Below are 22,653 nucleotides of genomic sequence, written 5' to 3'. Positions count from 1 at the left end.
GTATGGTTGTTTCGTAGTATCATAAATACTTAATTTATCAGGACGTCCATAATAGGAAACTTCTACATCTTTAAGGTCATTTAGCTGATGTTCTGGCATCATTGCAAAGGCATTTACCAGGTCATTGTCTCAGGCTTGAATTGTTTGTTTCTAAGCGATTGTTTTGTGGAACATAAAGGATATTGGGAAGCCTCTAAATGAAATAGAATAAATCAGTTAATTAAGGAACTTATTTTCTATGATTTTTTTTATAGGTTATTGATATTAAAATTAAAATAAATATACTTGCGGCATAAAGAAGGGAATTCTTGAAGTGAATGACGAATGATGATTATTGCGATTGGAGGCCTTTAAAAACCATAAGAACCTTAAAGGTCCAACTCTTAAAAACAATCGTGGAAATATTCTGTGAAACGCCTGGGATACATGATGTCGATTTAGGACTCGCTAGTGATTTTCATGAAGGAAAAAAGCATAAAACAAATCCACAGATATCTCCGATACCTCATCATTCGTCATTAAAGTGTTATGAAAAAGAGAATAATTGCAAACTCCATACCTTACCTCTTTATTCATAGCTTATTAATCATCTTGGACTGGTAAATATATTATCAGGGACAGAAATTATTTAAGCTTAATATTTGAGTAATTATTATGCTCCATTTTGATTTAACTTAATTTATCCCTATAGGGTCAGATAAATGATTAGAAGAACAAAAAAAGATCAAGCTTTTGGTTACCTATCAACACAAGCCAAATTAAAAGTAGAGATGAATAAAGCAAAAAATGACCAGGAAAAATTTATTCTTTATGTAAAGTTTGCGTCAATAATTGCCCAAGAAGAGTTTCTTGGCAACTCTTTTGGAGGAGCACAAAATCAAACTCTAAAAGCAGCAGTGATTGATACGATTAAATGGTATTTGGATAAAGGAATAGATGTAAATACTGTAGATGAAAATAACAAATCAGCTTTAGCTTATGCGGTCTCATCACCCGAATTAGTTGAATTGTTTTTATCACAAGGTGCTAATCCGAATCTAAAAAGTAATTCAGGTAATACGCCGCTCCATGCCATTGCAGCCATACTCACCAGTATTTATACTAATCAGTTGCTGCAATCGGCTATATTACTCATAGCCGCTGGAGCAGACCCAGGTTTAAAAAATAAAGACAACGAAACTCCAATTGAATGCATTTATAGCGTAATTGATCAAGCTGGGGTCGAGGAAGCAAGAAAAAAATTTTTACAGGCAACAATGCCAAGTTCTATGGCAGTAACAAGGACAGTTTCTGGATGGGCTTTTTTAGGTGCTCCCATGCCAGAATTACCATTATCTCAGGAAGATATATCTGATATTGCCTTATTTGAAAAAGGTAAATATAGACAGTTATTGTGGTCCAAACCTTTATATCGTCATTTAAGAAATTGGATGTATTGTTCTTTCCAAAATATGGATTCGGATTGTGAGTCTCAATTATCTCGTTCATCAGACGATTTTTCCGAATTTGAACTACCTTCTTATGATATTTCAAATTCAGCATCAGATGATCAATTATCCATTCAAAGAAAAATAGATTCATTTCAAACTATTTCTCAAGATGTTCGGGATGCATTTTGTTTTTTTAAATCGAATAAGGATAATCAATGTCAGCCTAAATCTAAATTGGAGTGGGATGAAGATCCAGCAACGCTTTATTCATTGGATTAGGTTATGAGTGTTTAAAAAATTAGAGAGATTATCTTAAACAATTTTTTAAGATAATCTCTCAGGTAAGGTTAGTAAATAACTCGAAGCTTTAACCTCTCTCAATTGCTCAAAGTTGGGGAAATAAGTTAATTCCTATTCCTATAGTGCGATTGATAGACATAGCTGCCATGATTATTTTCCATGGCTTCTTCCATGAGCTCGATTACAACCCTTAAAAAGAACGCAGCCAAGGTAATAGTTAACCCTGTTATAGCGCGATTATTATCTTGAGAACAAAGCGATACCGTAAAGAGGAGTATGCCTGACAGCATGGCGATAAGTACCCCATTATTCAGTTTTTCATCATGATTCAATCTATAAAAAATACTGTGCCGGTTATTGCTTAATTGCTCTATTTGTTCTAAGCGGGGTTGCTCTAATTGTTCGAGTTCTGATTCTTCCAGCTCCGATTGTTGTCCTAATTCATTAATTATTTCCTCTAAAGGAGTAGCGAGCTGGGTAGTTATTGTTTTAAATTTTGTGCCATATTTGCTCATAATGCAACAATCCAAGTAATAAGGAATAATAGAATAACAAACATCGTATAAATTAAGCTCCCACTTTAGTAATTTTTTATTTTCAACATAAAAAGATGAGTGGAATAATTGTTTATATTTTCAAAGGGATCAATAGAAATTAGAACCATCCGGAAATTCCGGACGGTTCAAGAGGCTTGTGTCAATAAATAGCCTCAAAATGAATTATTGTTAATTATTTCATCAAGCTAACTGATTCTTCACTGGATTCATTTTCTGAATAGTCCCAATCGAACCAGTTGTCAGCATTGTTTTTAGTTCCACTCATAGAATTGAGCCCATTCATTTCCTGCAATATCAAACCGAACGCCTCACTGTGTTCTTCGTATTGCTCAACATGAGCATTAAGTGCTGCATTACCAAGATATGGACAATGTTTCAATTGATCTCTTTGAGAGCCACTGTTCATTTCCAGTATAAATAAATTCCAGTTGATGTCTTGCAAACTTTTTAGCTCGGTTGGTTCGAGATTTTCTTTCTTAAGAGAGGTTAGCACGGTGCTTCTGCAAGCATAAATGCGGGAATGTAATTCCGTTATATTTTCTAATAAACGACTGTGTTCTTGCTTTCGATTTTTTTCAATGGGTGTAAACATAATGAGTTGCCTTAATTTAAATTTGGTAGCTCAAATTATGAACAGTTAATGTTACTGAAATATTAACTGGGATGCGTATAATTGGATCAATAAGGTCATTCTTTGCATGGCTGATTTGCAAACTGCTTTAAGTATTCAGACAAATCCGCGGTTAGATAACAAGGAGTTATCTTTTTTTGCCTTTTTTATGGTTATCACGATGGAGACCAGTTTCTTTCTTTGATTGATTATAAACGCCTAAATCAGTTTCTTTTAATTTCTCGTTGGACTTTTCAATCCCTTTTTGAAAAGGATGTTTTTTCATAATAAACCTACTTAATCATTACATTTTAAGTATAGTATGCATTCTTATCTTCTGGATTAATTATAGGTATTAATTCAAGCACAGTACGCACCAGATACCTGGAACAATAGAGTCCCCTTTCTTGTGCCGAGTCTTGATCTGTTTAATGGGCTCAGAGGAAAAATCACTAATCGGATTGTTATCATTCGCCAGCAAGTTGCAAACAGGTCTTATGAGTTAACAAAACTGTTTGATTCCAGGAATTCCTATTATTCGAAAATATCCATTATCATGAGTCCTATGGCGCATAGAATGGTGCTATAATTAAAGAAGTAGATTGTGTCTAGGGAAAGCCTTCTCTTTTTAATTTGTTAGTCGTACCGAGAAAAGAGATATTGAGAGTTTAATGGAACTTCGTTATTCAAATACCTCTCCTTGTTCATTGGCAAAGTACCTATTAAATTTATGACTAAAATTAGTCTTAAGCACTTACGCGTACCATATTGTGGAGTAGTATTAAGTTAAGCAGAAAATAAGAATCAGGTTAAATCCGATGTTAATGCACTATGCTAACAACGGAAGTAAGGGAAAGGAGTTTTCCTATGATTTTTGGTATTTTAAACCTAACAGTTTGGGAATATATTTTAGCCACCTTGGTTCTAACTCAAATCACTATTGCTGCGGTAACTCTTTATTTGCATCGCTGTCAAAGTCACCGCACTTTAATATTGCATCCAATAGTGAGTCATTTTTTTCGTTTCTGGATTTGGTTAACAACGGGCATGATAACCCGGGAATGGGTTGCTATTCATCGCAAACACCATGTAACGACAGATAGAAAGGGTGATCCGCATAGCCCTCAGGTTTTTAGTTTAAAAAAGGTTTTTTGGCAGGTTCCTGAGTTATACCGCGAAGCAGCAAAAGATAAAGAGATGATAGCAAAATATTCATTTGGCACTCCCAATGATTGGATAGAGCGTAATTTGTATTCTCGACATTCCCATAAGGGAATACTAATTATGTTTTTAATTGATTTGCTGCTGTTTGGTTTTCCTGGGATTACTATTTGGGCAATACAAATGATTTGGATTCCAATATCAGCGGGAGTAGTTAATGGAGTAGGTCATTATTGGGGATATCGCAATTTTGAATGTCCTGATAGATCAACCAATGTATTTCCTTTAGGTTTTCTAATAGGTGGGGAAGAGCTTCATAATAATCATCACACATACACTTCTTCGGCTAAATTTGCTGTGAAATGGTGGGAGTTTGATTTGGGCTGGATTTATATACGCTTTCTATCTTTTTTAGGACTTGCTAAGGTGAAAAAGCGTCCTCCCAAATTGGCTAGGGATAATACCAAACACTATGTTGATTTAAATACTGTAAAGGCAGTCATTAGTAACCGATTCCAAGTAATGTCCGATTACTACAAATGGGTCATTGTGCCCATTTTAAAAAATGAAAAACGCAGCCATATTAAAAATAAAAATGGATGGTATTTATTTAAAGGTGCTAAACGGCTATTACGCCAAGAAACCACAAAAACAAACTACCATTTGCAAGCTTTATTAAATCACTTCGAACAATTACGGCTTGTTTATAATTATCGCCAGGCATTGCAACAGATATGGCTAAAAAAAGTATCCTCGCAAAAAGAATTAATTGAATTATTAAGCCAGTGGTGCAAAAAAGCAGAAGAATCAGGTATCGAGGTATTGATTCAATTTTCACGCAAGCTAAAAAGCTATGTTTTACTTGGTGAAGGGACTCATTAGAAGGAGTGCTCCAATTAAAATGAATTCGCTTTATGGTTTTACGATAGTATTTGGTTGCCCTAATGAAGTTATTTTTTTGCCAGGAAGAGACAATACTTAATAGAAATTTCATTTAAGTTGCACTCGACCAGTTGCTTTATTTTTATCGCAGCATTTTTCGATTATTCTTTATATATAATCTTCTTAATTACAAGCAAAATATCTTCCAGCAAGAGCAAAGAATTATTATTAAAATTCAAATGCTCTCAGCAATAATTAAATTCAAATTCCTTCGATAGGTAGGTTTTCTTTTAGAGTTAAGATTCTAAAAAGGCACACGCCCTATCAAAAGTAATATTAAATAAATTACTAAAATAAGCCCAATTATACCAACGGGTCCATAGCCCCATTCTCTGCTATGCCCCCATCTAGGTAAGGCCCCAATTAAAACAAGGATCAAAATAACCAGTAATATTGTACCCAGCATGATTGTTCTCCTTGAACTACATGTATCTATAACTATAGTACTAAAACTCTGTTTATACCTTGGTGAATCAAAGAATTATTAAATTTCGCGATTGGGGTATTGTTTTGGATTGTGATCACAATTCTGCTTCTTTCACATTGTACTAGGGTATTTCAGCTCCAATGAGCGTGTAAAAATAGATTAATTCCAGTCCCCTAACGTGGAAATGTTCTGTAGAAGTAATTGTGACGGATTAGGATCAACTCTCTCAATTTTTTTCAGACTCCAGTTGTTCATTAATCGTTAGTATCTAAAATAAGCTAATATAAACTAAAAGGAGAATGAATTAATCTTTGGAGTTAAAAATGAATCATTATAGATTACGAATAATCGATAAGGAAACAATAGAAATAATTAGAGATATTGGAGGGTATGAAAATCTTCTTGAAAATGGCCAGGATACTTGGGCCAATACTGAAGAGGACGCTCGATTGAAATTGGTGGAGCAAAACATTTTTTCTAATTTTGGTAGAAACCGTGGACATTTACACCCAAGTAAAGAAAGTTATCGGGGATTAAATGATATTTGGACGAATCGAAACAAAGTCGCTATAAAGCTTATTTAATCTTAATTAGGAAAGCCCAATTTTTTTAACTTAGTAGGAGTTTGAATATAGTTAATTGGAGTAGCGCATTGATGTTGAACTAGATTTATAGGAGTCCATGGGGGCAGGCCTTCAATTTTGATTTTAAAAATTTTTGCTAGTTTTTTTGAGTATTTTACTTATCCTTGAATAATACAACCCGATAATAGTCGATTTCTTATAAGGTAATCTGAGCACTTTATTTCTAGTGCTAACCTAAATTCAAATTTCAAGGCCTGACCCCATAGACAAAATCTATTGCAAATGGGGTCAGGCTCGATTAGCTTGTAAAAACTCTTTTTTCTTCCCGTAGATTTTGCGAGTAATTAAGCATGTCTCTAGTATCAATCCATATAGATTGATATGGTTATTTAATCAATAGAGTCTGACCCCATTGATTTTTCTTAATGTAGGATTGGTACTATATTCTGTTTGTTTTTAAGACTAAGAGCGCCTAAAAAACAGACAATAGCGCTAATGATTAAATAAAAGCTTGGCGACAAAATATTTCCAGTAATATCAATCAAACTTGTCGCAATTAAAGGAGTTAGCCCGCCAAAAATCGCATATCCAATATTATATGAGAGAGCCATTCCTGTATAACGCACGGTCGTAGGAAATAATTCAATGATCGTGCAAGTATAAATTCCGGAAATACATGCACTCAATAAACTTACTGCTATCATGACAATCACTACATAGCTAACTTGCTGTAGGGCTAATAAGTAAAAGAACGCATAACCCAAAAAAATAAAACTAAAGGAGCCGATTAGCAAAAATATTCGTCTCCCAAAATGATCAGATAGCCATCCTAATCCAACAAAAAGAATGGAACTAAGAATTAGAGCAAACGTATTGATGATATTAATAGTTTCTTTTGAATAATGTAATATTGAAGTTAAATACGTAGGCAGGTAAAGAAATAAAAGACAGGTTATGACCGCATCAAGCCAAGTTAAAGCAACTCCTTGAAATAATTCCAATCGGTAATTACGGAATAATTCAAATATGGGAAATTTTGGTCGTACTGCATGATTGGATAATTTAAAAACAGGGGTTTCTGTCAGTTTTTTACGTAGCCCAATACTGATAATTCCTAGTATGCCACCAAGTAGAAAGGGAAGGCGCCAGGCCCACGATAAAATCTGTTCATGTGAGTAAGTCATCATTAATAAAACACAGATCCCCGAACCTAGAACCAAACCAAAATTAATTCCAAAAAATATAATTGCACAGGCCAGTCCGCGATATTTTGGACTCACATGTTCTGCCGCAAAAGTAATTGCGCCAGGGATTTCACCACCTACCGATAAGCCTTGCATCAAGCGTAATAAAATAAGTAAAACAGGAGCCCCGATACCAATAGTTTCATGAGTAGGAAGTAAACCGATCAAAAATGTTGGCAACACCATTAATATTAAGGTGATAACAAATGTTGTTTTACGGCCATATGTATCGCCGAAATGACTAAATATTATTCCTCCCAAAGGACGAACTAGATACCCAAGAGCAAAGACTGCATATACACCCATCAAGGAAGCTAAGTGATTTGATTTGGGGAAAAATAATTGACTCAGTTCACTGGCAAGGAAGACATAAACGATAAAATCATAGAATTCCAATGCGCCGCCCAGAGAAGATAAAAATATTATTTTACGATTATCTCTAGATAAATTAATTATTGACATGCTTGTTCCTCATTCCAATGCATTTAATGGATGCTTGAATGTTCCATGTAGCTTTTTTTATGGAGTCCAGGGATTTGGCGCATGAAAATCGTATATATCCGCTGGTTTCACTAATCCCAAAAGCGGAACCGGGAATAAGTGCTACTCCTGCAGTATGTAATAAATAAGAGACAATATCGTAATCGTTTTTCAAGACAGTAGTACCAATCTTTTGCTGAATGTTGCAAAGATAATATTCATTAGCGTTTTCTAATTGATAGGTAATGGTGTCAGGAACAGTAAGGCCCAGCAGAAAACTTGCATCTGCTAAAATAAAAAATCCATTTCCGCCATTAATTATATTAAAGCCCGCTAATTTTAACTGTTGAGATAAATATTTAATGTTATAGGTATATTCATGCAAAGATTTATTTATCCAGTCTGTATAGGAAGATGAACCGGATAATTTGCTATTTATTCCAGCAATCAGGACTTGTTCTGTTAAACAAGAAACACTACTAACGGTCATGGCCTGAATGGCTGCCATTTTCCTTATCCATTCAGTATTAGCACCAATCATACCCGCTCGCATTCCGGGTGCTCCTATTAATCCCTTTGAAGCAGAATTAATTACAATACATCTATTTTTTAGTGATGGGTCAACATCGAGAAGAGTTATATGTTCTTTGAATGTAAGCTCTCGGTATACATCATCAATGATGATACTTAGATGAGAGTATTTTTGTACTATTTGCGCTATCTCAATTGCTACAGTTTTAGTTAAGTCAATTCCAGTAGGATTGTTTGGATAATTAAGAATAAGTGCCTTGGCTCTTGAATGGGTTGATATGGCTTTTTCCAACATTATTCCAGTTGGTTTAAAATAATCAGTTTGCGTGGGAATTTTAATCAGCTTACCACCAAGCATATTCACTTGTATTTCATAAGTACTGTAATATGGTTCAAATGCTAAAACCTCATCACCTTCGTCAATTAAAATATTAAATGCATTCCAAAGTCCCTGGGTAGCACCATTACTAATCATTACTTCGTTTTCTGTAAAATCAACCTGAGGATAATAAGACTTATACAGTCTTGAAATCGCTTCTAAAGTAGCTTGACTACCGTATAGAGGTGGATAATGAAATGCTAAACCTGATGCTGGCTTATCTAAATAGTTGCTTAAATCCTCTAGAATTGCGCTGTTGATGCTGAGATGAGGTTCCCCTATAGTCAAATTGATAAGGGCTGGCAACCCTGTTTTCTGTCGCTCTTGATCAACACATGGAACTTGCGCGAAAATCTTATCAATTGGATCTTCAGGAAAATTAGTTCTCCTCGTTAGATGAATCGATCTATTCACATTGAACCTCACCAGTATGATTTATAGGATAAGAAACCCAAACGTTAGGTTCTATATAGGTTCCAGTATTATTATCAAATTCAATTTTTACCGGTGATAATGCATCGTTTATCACATAGTTGCCATCGCCAGGGAATGGTACCTTGGTCCAGCGTTCCCATTGTTCAATTGAGGAGGTAATACAAGCCGATCGCTCACATACCTTTATTATTTGAGCTCCCAGGGATGTATGAGTCCGCAGCCATGGATCAAAAGGCAAGCCGTCTTTATTTTTCCATTCTATATACTTAATCATGGGTATGAGTGGATAAGCGCTTTTCAAACTCGGCCTGACTGGTACAATTAAGTGGGTATATTTTTTATTTTCCGAAATCCGTTTTAAATGTCGAAGAAGCATTTTGCTAATACCTTTATTGCGATAATTTTCTGCGACTGTGATAGATATTGCACATAACATATTGGCTCCATCACTGCTCTTCCGCAGATGAATTCCCTCATTCATTACCCAACTCAGGCCATTATCAGAAAGCCTGGAAAGAGATTCATGCCAGATGAGAGGTATGGAATTGGCTATCCCAATAAGTTCGTCTGTATCCGGACTGGATATGCTCACCTGAAAATCAGGATAGATTGCATATAGTTTGAAAATAATCTCATCCGGAATACGAATAAAATCAGGCCAAACCTGTTTTCTTAAAGCGCTTATTTGAGTAAGGCTATGATGTTGATCTGTTCCTGATTTCATTTCATATTGCAATGTGTTTTTCATAATGCGCTACATCCTAATTGCATGATTTAGCAAGGTATCCCACCAAATAACCATGGCATCAATAGCCTGCTTTGCTCCACTCAATACTTTATTTTTGTCTATAGACTTTATAAGGGAAGTTTTAGTATTTATCTTCATGTTGGTTATGGTTTCAATGTTAACGAATTTTCCAAGTTCATCTTTATGACTTTGTTCTACTCCACTCAAATGCATATCGTGGAACGCTTTCAAACGTGCCTTTTCCCATGTTTTATTTCGTTTGTATGCTATCTGTTGGGATATATCTCTAAAAACTTCATGCTCAAATATAGCGGCTGTTTCGGTTGCATACATGGCACCTAGCGTGCAAGAGGGGCAGGTCGAGATGAGTTGCATTATTTTATCAAAGAATTCAGTTGTTGGATTGAACTCAACTCTCTGTTCTACATCTGTTCCTATCTCAAATAATGCTTTTTTGTATATTTTGGCGTGATTCTCTTCTTCATTATAATTACGATCCAGCTCATCAAAAACAGCGGTTTGATTAAATTGTTTCGTGGTATTTGCTGCGATAGCCAAAAAGTATGGGTTGCGTAATGAAAATTGATAATGTTCTACCATCAGCCATTCCAAGGCATCTTCACTCCATCTAGTTAAATCCTTTAACTTGCTCTTTACTGCGGATGTAAATTGCAAATTTGCCACATCTATTTGTTCAGTTAATATATTTTCCTGATTCATAATTAATCCCTGTGTTTGAACATATCTCCATATAAAGCGAGTGTATTTTTACTGACAATGGGTATTAAGTAAATTAGGATAATTCTATCTTCACCATAGCGTTTACTCTATATCTGCTATTTATTACAATAGTTTTTTATAGCAGTCGTAATCGTTTGAATCGCTTGGATACTTCTTATTTCATTGCGATACACTAAACACAACTCCTCGCTATAGACGGGTGCATCAATAATCTGTTTCAGTTTTTTAGGATATAAGGTGTTGGTCATTAGTGTTGGCAATATACCAATCCCACAACCATTAGCAGTCATGCTTGCAACAACTTCCAAGCTATTCATAGTAATAATACGATCAAAGATAAATCCCTGATCTCTTCCTTTGGTTAATAAAGTTTGAGTTTGTTGCAAATCGGGATCACATAAAACAATTGCCTCACCAGAATAGACGTCGTGGATTTTCCTTTTCTTTGTTATGCTCCAGAAAGTCATTTCATCGTTACATAGTTTACTAATGATCAAATCGGGATGTTTCACTGGATTCACTAAAATGCCTATATCAATTTTAAAATCAATTATTTGTTCTAAAATTCGTCGTGAAAGGTCATTTTTTAAATGGATTTCCAGTTTTGGATAAGTTTCTAGTAAATTAGGTAAAAACCCCGACACAATATCTATAGCAACCGTTGGGTGGCAACCTAATGTATAGGAGCCTTGCACTTCAACCTTGGAGGCCAAGGTTAGCGCTCTGGTATCTTGCCAATAATTTAGCAATTTTTTCGCATGAGCAAGTAATTGTTTCCCACTCTGGGTTAATGCAACACCGTGTTGATGCCTAATTAAAAGTTCTGTACCAACGCTGCGCTCTAAACGCTTGATTGCGAGGCTCAGTGATGGCTGGCTAATACCAAGTATTTCCGAAGCTCTAGACAGGTTTAACGATTTTGAAACTTCGATGAAATATTGTAATTCAGTAAATGTTGGCATCATTAATTTTTATCACCCGAAGATTAGCTTATTACCAATAGTATCTATGTATTATAAGACCATTAAAAACCTTTATAAATTATCAAATTAGCTCCTATTTTCTAGAGTAGCCTGTTGTGCTTGCAACCAGGATTTACTTGGCATGAATATAAAAATGCATGCATCGTTGTTCACTTTGAATATCATAAACAGATTTTTAGCTTTAATCTCAGTAATTACGTTTACTTCAATCAATTGAACCTAACTGTATTACAGTGTCGATAAATTTATATTTGTTTATTATTTGTGCTATATTATATGTAGTACTTTCTTAAAAAGATATTTATTATGGCCCAGATAGTCGGAGTAGTAGCCGCCCAGATAGCAATGGATGAGGCTGAAAAGATGTTACAGAAACAGGGGCAAAAACAGAGTCAAAACCAGGATCAAAACAAATCCCCAGGTGATGACCAAGGTGTTTCCATGAGCGCCCCTTCAGGAGGTATGTTTAGTCCAGATGCTGCTATGCAGTTCGCATCATCTATGTTGCCTAAAAACTTAGATTCGATTTTGCAGAAAAAGGGAAGTGGAGGAGAAAAGAGTCAATCCTTATTAAATGAAGGAGAGGAACTACTTAACCAAGGCATCCAGACGGGAATGTCATTTGTGAAAAAATAGTGTGTGCAGAATATATCACGGCCCCAGTTTTTAAATATTTATCTATTTGATATCCCCATAGGTAGTGAGTGTATCGAGCCTGACCCCAATGCTTTTTCTTATTAATTACCTCAGCGACAAACCCGTTTATTGATTAAAACTAAGTATGGTTTACCAGTTCTCCAGCTTACCTAAGGAGAAGACTCGCCGCACTGCATGAGCGATGAAATTAAAAACTAAATCAATCATGCTTGTATTTATTTCACCAAATGTACATTATGAAAACATTAAGTATATAATAAATTCTATTTTTCCCATTTATCCAAATGACCCGTTGCGGGATGAGAGCAATGGAAACATCATTTCTGTTTTAAGTTTTATACAGATGCTTTTAAAAATGGCTTGGGTTTCGATTTGCACATTCGTAGATTGTTCCGCTTCTAAACGCAATAAATTCTTTGTATGCGTCGAAGAAAATACATTTATTTAACGTACTAGCAAATTATGATGGTTCATGTATATTTTATGTACGAATGATTGGCTGAATAGTGAGGGAGATAACTGTGGTTAAATCAGTTCATGTTCTAATAGTAGGTGGTGGGATCTCGGGATTGACTTTGGCTAATTTATTAATTCATGGCAATAAAAAAGTTAAAATTCATGTAACACTATTCGAATCTCGATCGGAGAGTAGCAATCAGGAAAGCATAGGTGGTGGAATAGGTCTGTGGCCGCCAAGCCAGAGTGTATTGAGGAATATACCCAATTACCAAAAATTTATTGATCAATTTGGTTATAACATGCCACCCCCCAGTTACCGAGATTCCAATGGAAAGATATTGGCAAGAGCGAATGATGACTTTGGTGATCGATTTCCTATTCAATGTTTAAACCGGGACGATTTAATAAATTTCTTGTTAGCGGGTTTAAAAAATAGAGATGATGTTGAAATTATTACATCACAAAAAATCTGTGAATACAAAAGAGATAATGAGCAAATAGTAATTAATATTGATGGAAATAAATCCTATAAAGGAGATTTATTAATCGCTTGCGATGGCATTCATTCAAAAATCAGAAATTGTCTCATGTCTGAATTAGAAAAACCGCCAGTCCTTGAAACAGATCTTGGTTATACGTATTTTCGTGCAAATACTGAGCTCCCTGTAAATACAAACCATAAATGGTGGTCCACCTCATTTGAAACATGGGGAACTTGCCAATCCAAAAAATACGGAAATCATGAGGTTCGCTTTGGTTATGTTCCGCTTAAACCACCCCATGTTTTTTGGTTTATTGCGATTAAAACACAAAAAAATCACCCATACCTATCGCCAATTGATGGTGTTGAGTTAGTAAACCAGGACACCAAGGAATTCCTGAAAAATTTGGTTCGGGAATGGGAACCTATTCGTACAGACTCTGGAGATACAGTTGTTGCGTATGAAGAATTAATTAACTTAACCAATAAAATACTAAGAACGGATATTGCTAAAATTAAAGGGGTTGAAAAATTTCCCTGGACATCACGGGATAATCGAGTTGTATTAATGGGGGATTCAGCTCATGCTACTGCTCCAAATATTGCACAAGGAGCAGGCTTGTGCATAGAAGATGCAGCTTGCTTGGCTTCCAAGCTGAACAGAGTAGACTATTTACAAGGTATCTCTGAATATGAACAAGAACGAAAACCACGTGCTAAAACAGTTCAAAATGTTGCGGATTTGATCGCGTCAGTAGGGCAAGTTAAAAATCCATTACTTAGAATGTTAAGAAATGGAGTTATGCGTTCTGCAACTACCCTTCTTCCATCGTTGCAACGACTTATATTTGAACATGCAGTATCCTTCAGCTTGGGCGGCTCAAAAAAGTCAGCATATTGGCAGGCTCCACGATTATCCATAACCGATGATGCGCGAACCTCTTTATTTGCCAGGGTTTTTCCTAACTTCCATTTACTTGATAATCATATAAAAGAATTTAAAACTTCAAGTATAGGAGGCAGTGGTTTAGGCGTTGTTACTGTAGAAAAGCCAACATCTTTTGCAAAGATATTCGGAGCGCTTGCTGGCTTCCCCAGTGAGATGAACAAGCAACCATTTTACGCAGAAGTAGTCAATTTATCTAAAGACGTACAACGTTGGAACAGAGTATTTGGCTATAACACGCCACAACAGAAAACATATACAACAACACACTCGCTTTATCGTGGGTTTAACCAACAAATGTATTTAAGTGAAGGCATTGGTGGTATTTTAGATAAAGCATTTCGCTTTATCTACAAAATAGAGCTTCAACCCGATAAATCGTTAAAATATGAATCGCAAGGCATAACAATTTTTGATTCATTCAAACTGCCATTACCCACATTTTTATTACCAAAATCAGAGTGGACCGAAAAACCAACAGAAACAGGTTGGAAATTTGATGGTAAAGTCTCGTTCCCGATGATAGGGACCTTATTGCATTATTATGGTAATTTTCAAGCCGACAAAACAGAGGTTGTGAAGAATAAACGAATCATTATAGCAGGTGGCTCTGGTATGATCGGACAAGAGGTATGTTTGGAATTTATTAAAAAAGGGTATGAGGTATATTGCTTAAGCCGTTCTGCGAATACATTAATTAATATTGAAGGGGTCAAAGTCAGAGGCATTGATGAAGATTGGTCCGATCTAATTGATAAAAATTCAATCATATTAAACTTGAGTGGGGCAAATCCAGGCGCTAAAAGATGGACCTCTTCTGTAAAAGCGGATATAGCAGAGTCACGCTTTCGAGTAATAGATACAATAATTCGTAACATAGAAAATGCTAGCGAAAAGCCATTAAAATATCTCCAGGCTTCAGCAGCTGGATTTTATGGAAATGCTGGCGATTCAATTTTGACTGAGGAAAGTGAACCAGTATTCGGTGGTGAGCCTGGAACAAAATTCAGAGTAGAAGTCTGTAAAGAAATTGAAAATAGAGCTGAAAAAGCGAATTGCAATGTGATTAATTTAAGAATTGGGCATGTTCTATCCAATAGAGGTGGTCTTTTACCCTATTATAGATACGCTGGTTTTTTCTGTACCAGTCGATTTGGTTCTGGGAATCAATACGTCCCTTTTGTACAGGTTAAAGATGTTGCTAAAGCGATTGAATTTATTGCGAACAACGACACGATTATGGACGGCGCAATAAATATAACCGCCCCGCAGCCATGTCGTAATTCTGAAATGTTGAACGAATTGAGATTAGTCAAATCGGGACCTGGAGTACCTCTATCCGAGTCAGTTTTAAAAATACTCCTCGGCGAGTCATCTGTTATATTAACGGATTCTGAACGAGTAGAGCCGAAAAGGTTACTCGAGAGCGGGTTCAAATTTAATTACGATACCCTACAAGAATCATTATTCGGATTGAAGTAGGCTGCAAAGTATTAAATATTATGATTTTAAAATTTATTGCTGAAAAACTTAAAGATATCAACAACACAGTCTTGGGTGGCAATGCAAAAGAACTCCTTAAAATCTTTAAGAGCGGGTTCGGTCTATTTTGTCAATTGCCTATTAACCCCTTAAATGTTAGGATACCTGCTCGTAGTTTAATTAAAGCGCGCAATATCCTTTAGGTTTTCTTATTTATCGATGCCTACTCTTAAGATCATTGTACGTAACAACTTAAGGAAACGGCAATGAAACAAAATAAGATATATGTAGGCAACTTACCATTTGGCATTACCGAAGAAACGTTACAAGCAGAATTTTCTAAATATGGTAAGGTAGACGAGCTTGTGTTAATTAAAGATCACATTACCGGTCAAACCAAGGGTTTTGGCTTTATCACCTTCAGTTCCCAACAGGATGCCCAGTCTTCTTTAGAAATGAATGGGAAAGCATTAGAAGGACGCCCATTAAAAGTTAATATGGCTCAAGAGAAAATAAATAAAACTTCGCGCGGACGCCATAGATAATTTGTCCTCATTTGATAATCTAATATTAAGCGTTTAGGTTCATCTGGAGCATTGTCTTCTCCTGATGAACCTGTACCTTATTCACAATACAGCCATTGATGTCATTATTTTGCTTTGTAATGGGTTGTGGCGTCTATCATTCCTGACAAAGAGGGTCTCTTGAAGGAGACATTTCGAAGTTCCTAAACAGGTACACGCCTCAGTATTTTGACCCATAGGGAAATAAACCAAGTGATGGTTAATTATGACCCAGATTATAGAGATGCTTAAAATGTGCTTTTACTGCAGGGACTAACGTTGGATAACTACGGTATTTGAGTCCAAATTCTTTAACGGTTTCCTCTACAATCCTCGAAATCTTGGGATAATGAATATGGGAAATAGTCGGAAAAAAATGGTGTTCTATTTGATAATTCAAACCGCCTATAAACCAGGTTAAAAGACGATTTTTTGGGGAAAAATTTGATGTGGTTTTTATTTGATGACTTGCCCAATCATGATAGATATTATTATTCCTGTCAGGCTTTGGGTATTCTGTATCTTCAGTTACATGTGCTAGCTGGAACACCACCGCAATGATAAGTCCTGTAACAGCATGCAGCATGATAAAACCTATCAGCCACTGAAAAAAATTAATGTTTAAACAAAGTAAAGGAATAATAAGTAAATAAGTAAAGTAAATGGTTTTTGAACCTATTAAAAAAGCAAGTTCTCGCCGGTATTGTTTTTTTGATTTAATTAAACCCATTAAAAAATATTTTTTCAACTGAGCGAATTCTTTATGCAACACCCAGATTAACGTAGTCATCCCATATAAGAAAATAGCGTATATATGTTGAAGCTTAAAAATTAATTTCTGTTTATCATGAGGAGAAAAGCGCATAAATCCATAAGGATTTAAGTCTTCATCAATATCATAAATGTTAGTGAATCGATGATGCAGAACATTATGTTGTAGCCTCCAACAAATCGGGTTTCCACCTATGATAATCACATATATGAACGTCCCCCACAGAGTATTTGTCTTTGGTGATGAGGAAAATGAACCATGGATACAGTCATGCATTACACTCATACCCAAACCGGCTATTGCTGTTCCCATAATCACTATAAGTAAAATCATAGTTAGAGTACTGTGGCTGCCCATTAATAGTACGCTATAGGGAATAAATAACATTGATATTAAAAGGATGCTTTTAATCGTGACGGCATAACCACCGTGTTTAGAAATATTCAATTTTTTAAAATGATCATTCACTCTTTGTCGGAGTAAACTATACAAATCTGCTTGCTTAAAATTAACCATAAATTAAACCAATCTCTTGAGAATGTTTTTTGATGTTTTGATTAACTATCAACATATAAGGGATTTTTTTTAGCGTTATCTTTTACAGTAGTTAAAAAAATATGACGACTTTCTTTATCTGAATAACTATTTATCCCAATTAGTTTTCTAGAACATGAAAGACATAGACGATAGCAAAGGAGCTTTCCCTTCGAAACTCGGTATTGGCCTCTTATTGAAAAATAATCTTTAATTTCTAAACAATAATGACAGATATTGTCGTTCATAAAAATCCTACCAAATAGCCAAAGATGCTTCCAAATGACTATTAGATAAAGTTAAGAAATTAATAATAAAAATGAAATTTCACATGATAGGCAATAAGAAGATAATAGATGGTTCATAACTAAACCAAAGTTGAAGTATAACACATAATTGTCTAATAAGCCTGATTATTTCAAAATTTAAAAGCACTGTCCCCAAAATATGGATATCTATTGGCCCAGGCCTTATGCCTATTTATATAAAAAACAAAAGGAAAGGCCAGGGCCTATGCACTGCGTGGAACGGTTTCGGAATCAAGCGAGCACCGTTTGCTTAAAAAACTCATGGGACAAAATGTTTATAAAAGTATCAGAATATGGATTGAGTATTAGTTGTTCCTTTTGAGCTTTAGAAAGTTTTTTTATATAACGCTCTATGCACATGGCGATTGATTTATCACCTTTGATCTCCCAACTTTGGGCAATTGAGAGCGGCTTGAAGCTTCGCGTATATTTACTCCCTTTACCTGCAATGTGATCTTGAAAACGTTTTTCAAGATTATCTGTATATCCTGTGTAATAACTTTGATTGTTACATCGCAAAATATAAACCCAATAGATTTTCTCAGACATGGTGTAAAATATATTACTGAGATTCGACTTAGTACGACTATAACTAGTTGCACATCACGAATCAAATATATAGAAATATCAATTCGAGATTTATCTATAAAGGATACGAGCCAATGACAGATCAAGGTAAGAGTTATGACTTTAAATATACTGGAGTGAGCACCAGGTGAAATGCAACATTGTAAAAAGTTCAGAAAATGATATTGAATATATCGATAATACGCTGGGTGAATTTAATAGGAGTAAAGTTCAATATACCTCTAAAATGGATTACATACCCCTTAATTACCATATAAAGGACGAAAGTGGTTTGATTATTGCTGGCATCAACGCTTTTTCATGTTGGCAAATGGTTTACATTAGCGAATTCTATGTAGCTCCAGAATTTCGCAAACAGGGAATAGGCTCTATTCTCCTCAATAAAATTGAGGAAGAAGCCAAAATTAAGGGTGCCACACTATCTCATACCGATACATTTGATTGGCAGGCGAAAGATTTTTATTTAAAACACGGTTATGAGATCTTCGGGGTAATTGAAAATTGCCCTCCAGGACATAAGCGTTTTTTCCTTAAAAAAGCATTTTAGTAAGTATTGGATAAATCACCAAATAAGCTGACTTATTTTATCCTAAAAGGATTATTTCAGGGGTTAGGTTGTTCTATTTCATCCATTTCAAGTACATTAGTTATGTTATTGCCATGAAATAAAGCTATAAAAATTGCACTATAATAAACTGAAGCAAAAAAATAGCCCTCATTTTGAAAAAGAATTTCATGAATATGAATAATAATACTTCTTTGGTGTATGTAAAAAACATAGGTGGAATCCAAAGGAAAAGGCAAGGTAGAACATTTGTTTACTACTCCCCAAAAGGTAAAAAAATAACCGATCCAACAATTTTGGAGCGTATCAAATCATTAGCGATACCCCCTGCCTATACCCATGTCTGGATATGCCCTCATGAAAAGGGACATATTCAAGCCGTAGGACGAGACAGCAAAAACAGGAAGCAGTATATTTATCATCCATTATGGACTCAAATAAGGCAGGAGCAAAAATTTAAGTCTTTATTGGAATTTGGTTCTTCTCTTCCTTTACTACGCAAGAAAATTGACGAAGAGATTCATAAACCACCATCACTTAATAAAATCCAAATCATTTGTTCGGTTCTTTTTTTAGTGGACAATTATTCTGTGAGAATAGGAAATAGTACTTATGCTAAGACAAATCAAACTTATGGAATTACCACTCTGAGAAAAAAGCATATGCAACATAAGAAAAATGCGGTCTCTTTTAAATTCTTAGGAAAAAATAAGCATCCATGGAACTTCGAAGTCAAAGAGGAAAATATAGTTCAAATTTTAAAGCAGTGCGGCCAAATCCCAGGGTATGAAATTTTTAAATATTACAATGAGCAAAAGGAAATCGAAATGATTACCTCTCAAGATATAAATGAATATTTATATTCTGTGACGCAACATCATTTTACTGCCAAAGACTTTAGAACCTGGATTGCTACGCGAGAATTTTTTACACGAATTATTAAATTACTCGAAGTAAAAAATTTACGCATGAAACACATAAAAAATAGTTTGTTAGAAGTTGCCAGTTTATTAGGCCATACGCCAACTATCTGTAAAACAAGTTATATTCATCCCCAAATTCTCGAATGGTTAAAAAATGGAAAATTGAAGCGCTGGAAAGACAAAAATAGAAAAAACATTAAAAACAGGAATTCAGAAGAAATACTTCTTCTTTGGTTAAAAGACATTTATTCCTGATAACAGATTTGCAATTCGCGCAAATAAACTTAACGAGCTGAGGTAATGTTTACTTAATCCTATTTTGGTATAATTTTTGTACATGTAATGCAGTTGCAAAGCAAAATCAGCCATTTATCCCATAAGGCTTTTATAGATAGAATTTGCACTACGGATTGAGCTCGTTTGGCACGTGGACAAATTATCTAAGCCTGGTGGGCATTTATTTTATTCACCGGCCATGATTTTATGAAAGGACGAGAAGAATTTATGAAAGAACGACAAGAATTAATGAATGAACTGCTTGATAATACAAATATTCCAGCATTATCATTCTCTTGGTCTCAAAAAGGTACCCGCGATGCTGTGGCGTACGGAAAGACTGACACCTCAATACAAAGCCGTGTTGATACAAATACCCTATTTCAAGCGGCATCCCTAAGTAAGCCCGTATCAGCAGCTATTATTTTAGATTTGGTTGCCCAAGGCAAATGGGATCTAGACACACCTCTAGCGGATATTGCTGACTATGGCCCCCCAGAACTTAGGCAAGACCCTCATTATCGAACACTTACAACGCGTATGGTCATTGGACAATGCTCTGGTCTAGCAAACTTTGGTCAGGATGGTGATGATGGAAAAAAATTTATCGCAACTCCTAACACTCGATTCACCTATTCAGGAGTAGCACTTGATTTTTTAAAGGAAGTTCTTGAGAAAAAAACGGGTAAAGAGTGGGAAGAAGTTGCTCAAGATTTTTTTAAAAAAGCGGGGATGCAGAGTTCTACTTTTATGAGGCAGCTGCCAGGTGGTTATCTCAATGATACCCGTCGAGATGTCGCCAAAGCGCACATGGCCAATCCTCACCCCGATGGTCCTCTTGCCCCTTTACCACCATTACCTGACGAGGTACCGGGAGGACCTGCTGGATCGCTGCTTACAACTGCAGAGGACTACATCAGCTTTTTACAGTATTGTTATAAAAATGAACATCTTAAATCCACATTACTGACTGGCGTTTTATCAAGCCTACCGCCAACGACCTCGCCTGAAACCTCATACGTTCAATGGGGTTTGGGGATGGGTGTTTATAATGACAAAGAGACAGGAAAGACCATTGCCTTTCATTGGGGGAATAACACGGGCTCTATTTCATTTTGTGCTATGGACATGGCAACTGGTGATTGTGTGGCAAGTTTTGCAAATTCAATGAACGGACCCAGCGTGTTTCTACAGGTAGCAGAGCCTATTGTTGGCAATATAAAGCCATTATTTCAATGGTTATCTACTTATTGTGGTTATAATGATGTAAATCCACCCAAAAAACCAGAGAATATTGCCACAATAGTTCATGCAATTCACTCATTGGCAAAAACAGAGCCTGTAAATGACTGCAGAGATATAACACATCAATTCAGAGAAATTGTGAAGCAGCTCCAAGAGCGTAAATTGGCCTCAACCAGTTCTTCTGATCTCCAAATCTCTATGAACATCTCCTAAAACCCAAACAGTGCAGCCTGGTGCTTCAACCAGGATTTGCCCGTGGAGCAGGTCTTTTGTCTATGACCACAGTACTTCAGAGGGGCTGGCCCTATGCATTGATATGGCAAAAATAGGCTATGAAATGTGTCGCTTCCACATCATCCGTATTAACCAGAAAGCCGCCAACGCTGCGGCCAGATGCTTCAAAGTATGTCCGCTAGTCATACCGCCACAGAATCGATAAATCTGATTATCATAAATTTCAAATACTTTTGATAAACTATAGAGCAGGGCAACTACAGCTATATCCCAGGATCGGGTATAATGTGATGGTAACAGCAGCATTATAAATGCTACCAGGATCGTATATGCTTGCACGGCTACATAAAGCCGCAAATCACCAGTTCCATGAAGTTCACTAGCATACCATTGTAAAACACTAAAAATACCCATGAATAATAGAAAAGGCCAGAACCACAAAGCTAGTTGGCTGTTTATTCTATCGGAGATTAGGGCCGCGAAAAAGGACATGAACACGACCGTTATCGGCAGCCTGTCCCATACTAAGCGGCGATTGTCTGGTGCTAAATGATAGTAGCCTGAACCCAAGGCTACTAATATCAGTCCAAGCGAAATACCGACCCAAATCCAGCGCTCACTGCGCTCTATAAACTGGATTTTGTTATCAAAAAATAAGAGGAACAAGCCCCAGATTCCTACTAAGGCAAAAGGCAGATTAGAAAGCACGTCCCAGGCATTGTGGATACCAAACCAAGTACGTTGCTCCGCAAAGTGGTGATAACTTTGCGGCTGAGGAATGGGTGGGAGCAATAAGCCAAGCACAAGCATTAGCAGTGCGCTGCCAAGCAAGATGATGGTGCCTGTTTTTTTTGAAACCAAAATCCCTCCCCAGTTAATCCGTTAACAATAATTACCATTAGTCCTATTAAATTCAGGACTTATCCTTAAAAGCAAGAAATATTTTTGCTTTAGCTCTAACCAATAGCGAGGTAGGTTGGGTCGTTTGACCTGGGGTATCGTCAGTTTTTGATGAGAAACCCCCACTAATTTTTTCGCCTACCTACCGCGCTTAATTTCTTCGCCTAC

The 22,653-nt window shown here is 36.0% G+C and carries 21 protein-coding genes; 9 read left to right on the top strand and 12 right to left on the bottom strand.

All coding sequences use genetic code 11. The features are described 5' to 3' along the window. Positions 1 to 701: 701 nt before the first annotated feature. On the top strand, positions 702 to 1,709 hold the full coding sequence (locus tag FOLKNPGA_RS16750; RefSeq protein ID WP_182350959.1) for an ankyrin repeat domain-containing protein: 1,008 nt from the start codon (positions 702 to 704) through the stop codon (positions 1,707 to 1,709). Positions 1,710 to 1,834: 125 nt separating this feature from the next. Here the strand turns inward: FOLKNPGA_RS16750 and FOLKNPGA_RS16745 are convergent, their stop codons facing one another. The 3 genes from FOLKNPGA_RS16745 to FOLKNPGA_RS16735 all read right to left on the bottom strand — a co-directional run bounded on the left by FOLKNPGA_RS16745 (position 1,835) and on the right by FOLKNPGA_RS16735 (position 3,183). Further along, positions 1,835 to 2,245 (bottom strand): hypothetical protein, encoded by a 411-nt coding sequence (locus FOLKNPGA_RS16745; protein ID WP_182350958.1) that lies wholly within the window; start codon positions 2,243 to 2,245, stop codon positions 1,835 to 1,837. 214 nt (positions 2,246 to 2,459) lie between these two features. Next, the gene (locus tag FOLKNPGA_RS16740) at positions 2,460 to 2,879 is read right to left on the bottom strand and encodes a hypothetical protein (RefSeq protein ID WP_182350957.1); all 420 of its coding nucleotides are present in this window, start codon (positions 2,877 to 2,879) and stop codon (positions 2,460 to 2,462) included. A 166-nt stretch (positions 2,880 to 3,045) separates the two neighbouring features. Next, positions 3,046 to 3,183 carry a hypothetical protein gene (locus tag FOLKNPGA_RS16735; protein WP_182350956.1) on the bottom strand — a complete coding sequence of 46 codons (138 nt, stop codon included), beginning with the start codon at positions 3,181 to 3,183 and terminating at the stop codon, positions 3,046 to 3,048. A gap of 581 nt (positions 3,184 to 3,764) precedes the next feature. On the opposite strand from FOLKNPGA_RS16735, the gene FOLKNPGA_RS16730 reads away from it, so the two are divergent. Next, positions 3,765 to 4,940, top strand: a complete 1,176-nt coding sequence (locus FOLKNPGA_RS16730) for a fatty acid desaturase (RefSeq protein WP_182350955.1) — start codon at positions 3,765 to 3,767, stop codon at positions 4,938 to 4,940. A 304-nt stretch (positions 4,941 to 5,244) separates the two neighbouring features. On the opposite strand, the gene FOLKNPGA_RS16725 is transcribed toward FOLKNPGA_RS16730, so the two are convergent. Further along, complete coding sequence (locus tag FOLKNPGA_RS16725) at positions 5,245 to 5,403, bottom strand: DUF3309 family protein (RefSeq protein ID WP_220471069.1); 159 nt, start codon at positions 5,401 to 5,403, stop codon at positions 5,245 to 5,247. Positions 5,404 to 5,750: 347 nt separating this feature from the next. On the opposite strand from FOLKNPGA_RS16725, the gene FOLKNPGA_RS16720 reads away from it, so the two are divergent. Further along, complete coding sequence (locus FOLKNPGA_RS16720; protein ID WP_182350953.1) at positions 5,751 to 6,011, top strand: hypothetical protein; 261 nt, start codon at positions 5,751 to 5,753, stop codon at positions 6,009 to 6,011. A 422-nt stretch (positions 6,012 to 6,433) separates the two neighbouring features. Here the strand turns inward: FOLKNPGA_RS16720 and FOLKNPGA_RS16715 are convergent, their stop codons facing one another. The 5 genes from FOLKNPGA_RS16715 to FOLKNPGA_RS16695 form a co-directional block, all read right to left on the bottom strand. Further along, entirely contained in the window at positions 6,434 to 7,717 is a 1,284-nt protein-coding gene (locus FOLKNPGA_RS16715; protein ID WP_182350952.1) for an MFS transporter, read from the bottom strand. Further along, positions 7,704 to 9,059 (bottom strand): pyridoxal phosphate-dependent aminotransferase, encoded by a 1,356-nt coding sequence (locus FOLKNPGA_RS16710; protein ID WP_182350951.1) that lies wholly within the window; start codon positions 9,057 to 9,059, stop codon positions 7,704 to 7,706. Before FOLKNPGA_RS16710 ends, FOLKNPGA_RS16715 begins: the two co-directional genes overlap by 14 nt. Continuing rightward, complete coding sequence (locus FOLKNPGA_RS16705) at positions 9,052 to 9,828, bottom strand: GNAT family N-acetyltransferase (protein ID WP_182350950.1); 777 nt, start codon at positions 9,826 to 9,828, stop codon at positions 9,052 to 9,054. The genes FOLKNPGA_RS16710 and FOLKNPGA_RS16705 overlap by 8 nt, the downstream gene beginning before the upstream one ends. Positions 9,829 to 9,834: 6 nt before the next feature. Then, positions 9,835 to 10,548 (bottom strand): DUF3865 domain-containing protein, encoded by a 714-nt coding sequence (locus FOLKNPGA_RS16700; RefSeq protein ID WP_182350949.1) that lies wholly within the window; start codon positions 10,546 to 10,548, stop codon positions 9,835 to 9,837. 116 nt (positions 10,549 to 10,664) lie between these two features. Further along, positions 10,665 to 11,534 carry a LysR family transcriptional regulator gene (locus FOLKNPGA_RS16695; protein ID WP_182350948.1) on the bottom strand — a complete coding sequence of 290 codons (870 nt, stop codon included), beginning with the start codon at positions 11,532 to 11,534 and terminating at the stop codon, positions 10,665 to 10,667. Positions 11,535 to 11,858: 324 nt separating this feature from the next. Here FOLKNPGA_RS16695 and FOLKNPGA_RS16690 point away from each other — a divergent pair, with 324 nt between their 5' ends. From FOLKNPGA_RS16690 to FOLKNPGA_RS16680, 3 genes are all read left to right on the top strand, one after another. Then, complete coding sequence (locus FOLKNPGA_RS16690; RefSeq protein ID WP_182350947.1) at positions 11,859 to 12,188, top strand: hypothetical protein; 330 nt, start codon at positions 11,859 to 11,861, stop codon at positions 12,186 to 12,188. Between the two features lie 542 nt (positions 12,189 to 12,730). Next, the gene (locus tag FOLKNPGA_RS16685) at positions 12,731 to 15,577 is read left to right on the top strand and encodes a DUF1731 domain-containing protein (RefSeq protein ID WP_182350946.1); all 2,847 of its coding nucleotides are present in this window, start codon (positions 12,731 to 12,733) and stop codon (positions 15,575 to 15,577) included. Between the two features lie 266 nt (positions 15,578 to 15,843). Then, a complete protein-coding gene (locus FOLKNPGA_RS16680; RefSeq protein ID WP_182350945.1) occupies positions 15,844 to 16,122 on the top strand; it encodes an RNA-binding protein in 279 nt (92 codons plus the stop codon). Positions 16,123 to 16,360: 238 nt separating this feature from the next. Here the strand turns inward: FOLKNPGA_RS16680 and FOLKNPGA_RS16675 are convergent, their stop codons facing one another. Both FOLKNPGA_RS16675 and FOLKNPGA_RS16670 read right to left on the bottom strand, forming a co-directional pair. Next, positions 16,361 to 17,428 carry an acyl-CoA desaturase gene (locus FOLKNPGA_RS16675; RefSeq protein ID WP_182350944.1) on the bottom strand — a complete coding sequence of 356 codons (1,068 nt, stop codon included), beginning with the start codon at positions 17,426 to 17,428 and terminating at the stop codon, positions 16,361 to 16,363. 557 nt (positions 17,429 to 17,985) lie between these two features. Then, positions 17,986 to 18,303 carry a GIY-YIG nuclease family protein gene (locus tag FOLKNPGA_RS16670; RefSeq protein WP_182350943.1) on the bottom strand — a complete coding sequence of 106 codons (318 nt, stop codon included), beginning with the start codon at positions 18,301 to 18,303 and terminating at the stop codon, positions 17,986 to 17,988. A 166-nt stretch (positions 18,304 to 18,469) separates the two neighbouring features. Here FOLKNPGA_RS16670 and FOLKNPGA_RS16665 point away from each other — a divergent pair, with 166 nt between their 5' ends. The 3 genes from FOLKNPGA_RS16665 to FOLKNPGA_RS16655 all read left to right on the top strand — a co-directional run bounded on the left by FOLKNPGA_RS16665 (position 18,470) and on the right by FOLKNPGA_RS16655 (position 21,564). Continuing rightward, positions 18,470 to 18,889, top strand: a complete 420-nt coding sequence (locus FOLKNPGA_RS16665) for an N-acetyltransferase (protein ID WP_220471042.1) — start codon at positions 18,470 to 18,472, stop codon at positions 18,887 to 18,889. A 188-nt stretch (positions 18,890 to 19,077) separates the two neighbouring features. Then, a complete protein-coding gene (locus FOLKNPGA_RS16660) occupies positions 19,078 to 20,085 on the top strand; it encodes a DNA topoisomerase IB (protein ID WP_232890223.1) in 1,008 nt (335 codons plus the stop codon). Positions 20,086 to 20,334: 249 nt separating this feature from the next. Beyond that, positions 20,335 to 21,564, top strand: a complete 1,230-nt coding sequence (locus FOLKNPGA_RS16655) for a serine hydrolase (RefSeq protein WP_182350942.1) — start codon at positions 20,335 to 20,337, stop codon at positions 21,562 to 21,564. 117 nt (positions 21,565 to 21,681) lie between these two features. On the opposite strand, the gene FOLKNPGA_RS16650 is transcribed toward FOLKNPGA_RS16655, so the two are convergent. Beyond that, positions 21,682 to 22,446, bottom strand: coding sequence for an alkaline phytoceramidase (locus tag FOLKNPGA_RS16650; RefSeq protein WP_182350941.1), 765 nt, complete (start codon positions 22,444 to 22,446; stop codon positions 21,682 to 21,684). Positions 22,447 to 22,653: the final 207 nt, after the last annotated feature.

Origin of the sequence: Legionella sp. PC1000, from assembly GCF_014109805.1 — a bacterium.
Lineage (GTDB): Bacteria > Pseudomonadota > Gammaproteobacteria > Legionellales > Legionellaceae > Legionella > Legionella resiliens.
This window is presented reverse-complemented; position numbering and strand designations above follow the sequence as displayed.

Coding starts and splice junctions, on each gene's coding strand:
- FOLKNPGA_RS16705 (WP_182350950.1), bottom strand. CDS start 9,828: ATGAAAAACACATTGCAATATGAAATGAAATCAGGAACAGATCAACAT.
- FOLKNPGA_RS16745 (WP_182350958.1), bottom strand. CDS start 2,245: ATGAGCAAATATGGCACAAAATTTAAAACAATAACTACCCAGCTCGCT.
- FOLKNPGA_RS16715 (WP_182350952.1), bottom strand. CDS start 7,717: ATGTCAATAATTAATTTATCTAGAGATAATCGTAAAATAATATTTTTA.
- FOLKNPGA_RS16700 (WP_182350949.1), bottom strand. CDS start 10,548: ATGAATCAGGAAAATATATTAACTGAACAAATAGATGTGGCAAATTTG.
- FOLKNPGA_RS16720 (WP_182350953.1), top strand. CDS start 5,751: ATGAATCATTATAGATTACGAATAATCGATAAGGAAACAATAGAAATA.
- FOLKNPGA_RS16690 (WP_182350947.1), top strand. CDS start 11,859: ATGGCCCAGATAGTCGGAGTAGTAGCCGCCCAGATAGCAATGGATGAG.
- FOLKNPGA_RS16680 (WP_182350945.1), top strand. CDS start 15,844: ATGAAACAAAATAAGATATATGTAGGCAACTTACCATTTGGCATTACC.
- FOLKNPGA_RS16660 (WP_232890223.1), top strand. CDS start 19,078: ATGAATATGAATAATAATACTTCTTTGGTGTATGTAAAAAACATAGGT.
- FOLKNPGA_RS16655 (WP_182350942.1), top strand. CDS start 20,335: ATGAAAGAACGACAAGAATTAATGAATGAACTGCTTGATAATACAAAT.
- FOLKNPGA_RS16740 (WP_182350957.1), bottom strand. CDS start 2,879: ATGTTTACACCCATTGAAAAAAATCGAAAGCAAGAACACAGTCGTTTA.
- FOLKNPGA_RS16735 (WP_182350956.1), bottom strand. CDS start 3,183: ATGAAAAAACATCCTTTTCAAAAAGGGATTGAAAAGTCCAACGAGAAA.
- FOLKNPGA_RS16670 (WP_182350943.1), bottom strand. CDS start 18,303: ATGTCTGAGAAAATCTATTGGGTTTATATTTTGCGATGTAACAATCAA.
- FOLKNPGA_RS16730 (WP_182350955.1), top strand. CDS start 3,765: ATGATTTTTGGTATTTTAAACCTAACAGTTTGGGAATATATTTTAGCC.
- FOLKNPGA_RS16695 (WP_182350948.1), bottom strand. CDS start 11,534: ATGATGCCAACATTTACTGAATTACAATATTTCATCGAAGTTTCAAAA.
- FOLKNPGA_RS16750 (WP_182350959.1), top strand. CDS start 702: ATGATTAGAAGAACAAAAAAAGATCAAGCTTTTGGTTACCTATCAACA.
- FOLKNPGA_RS16675 (WP_182350944.1), bottom strand. CDS start 17,428: ATGGTTAATTTTAAGCAAGCAGATTTGTATAGTTTACTCCGACAAAGA.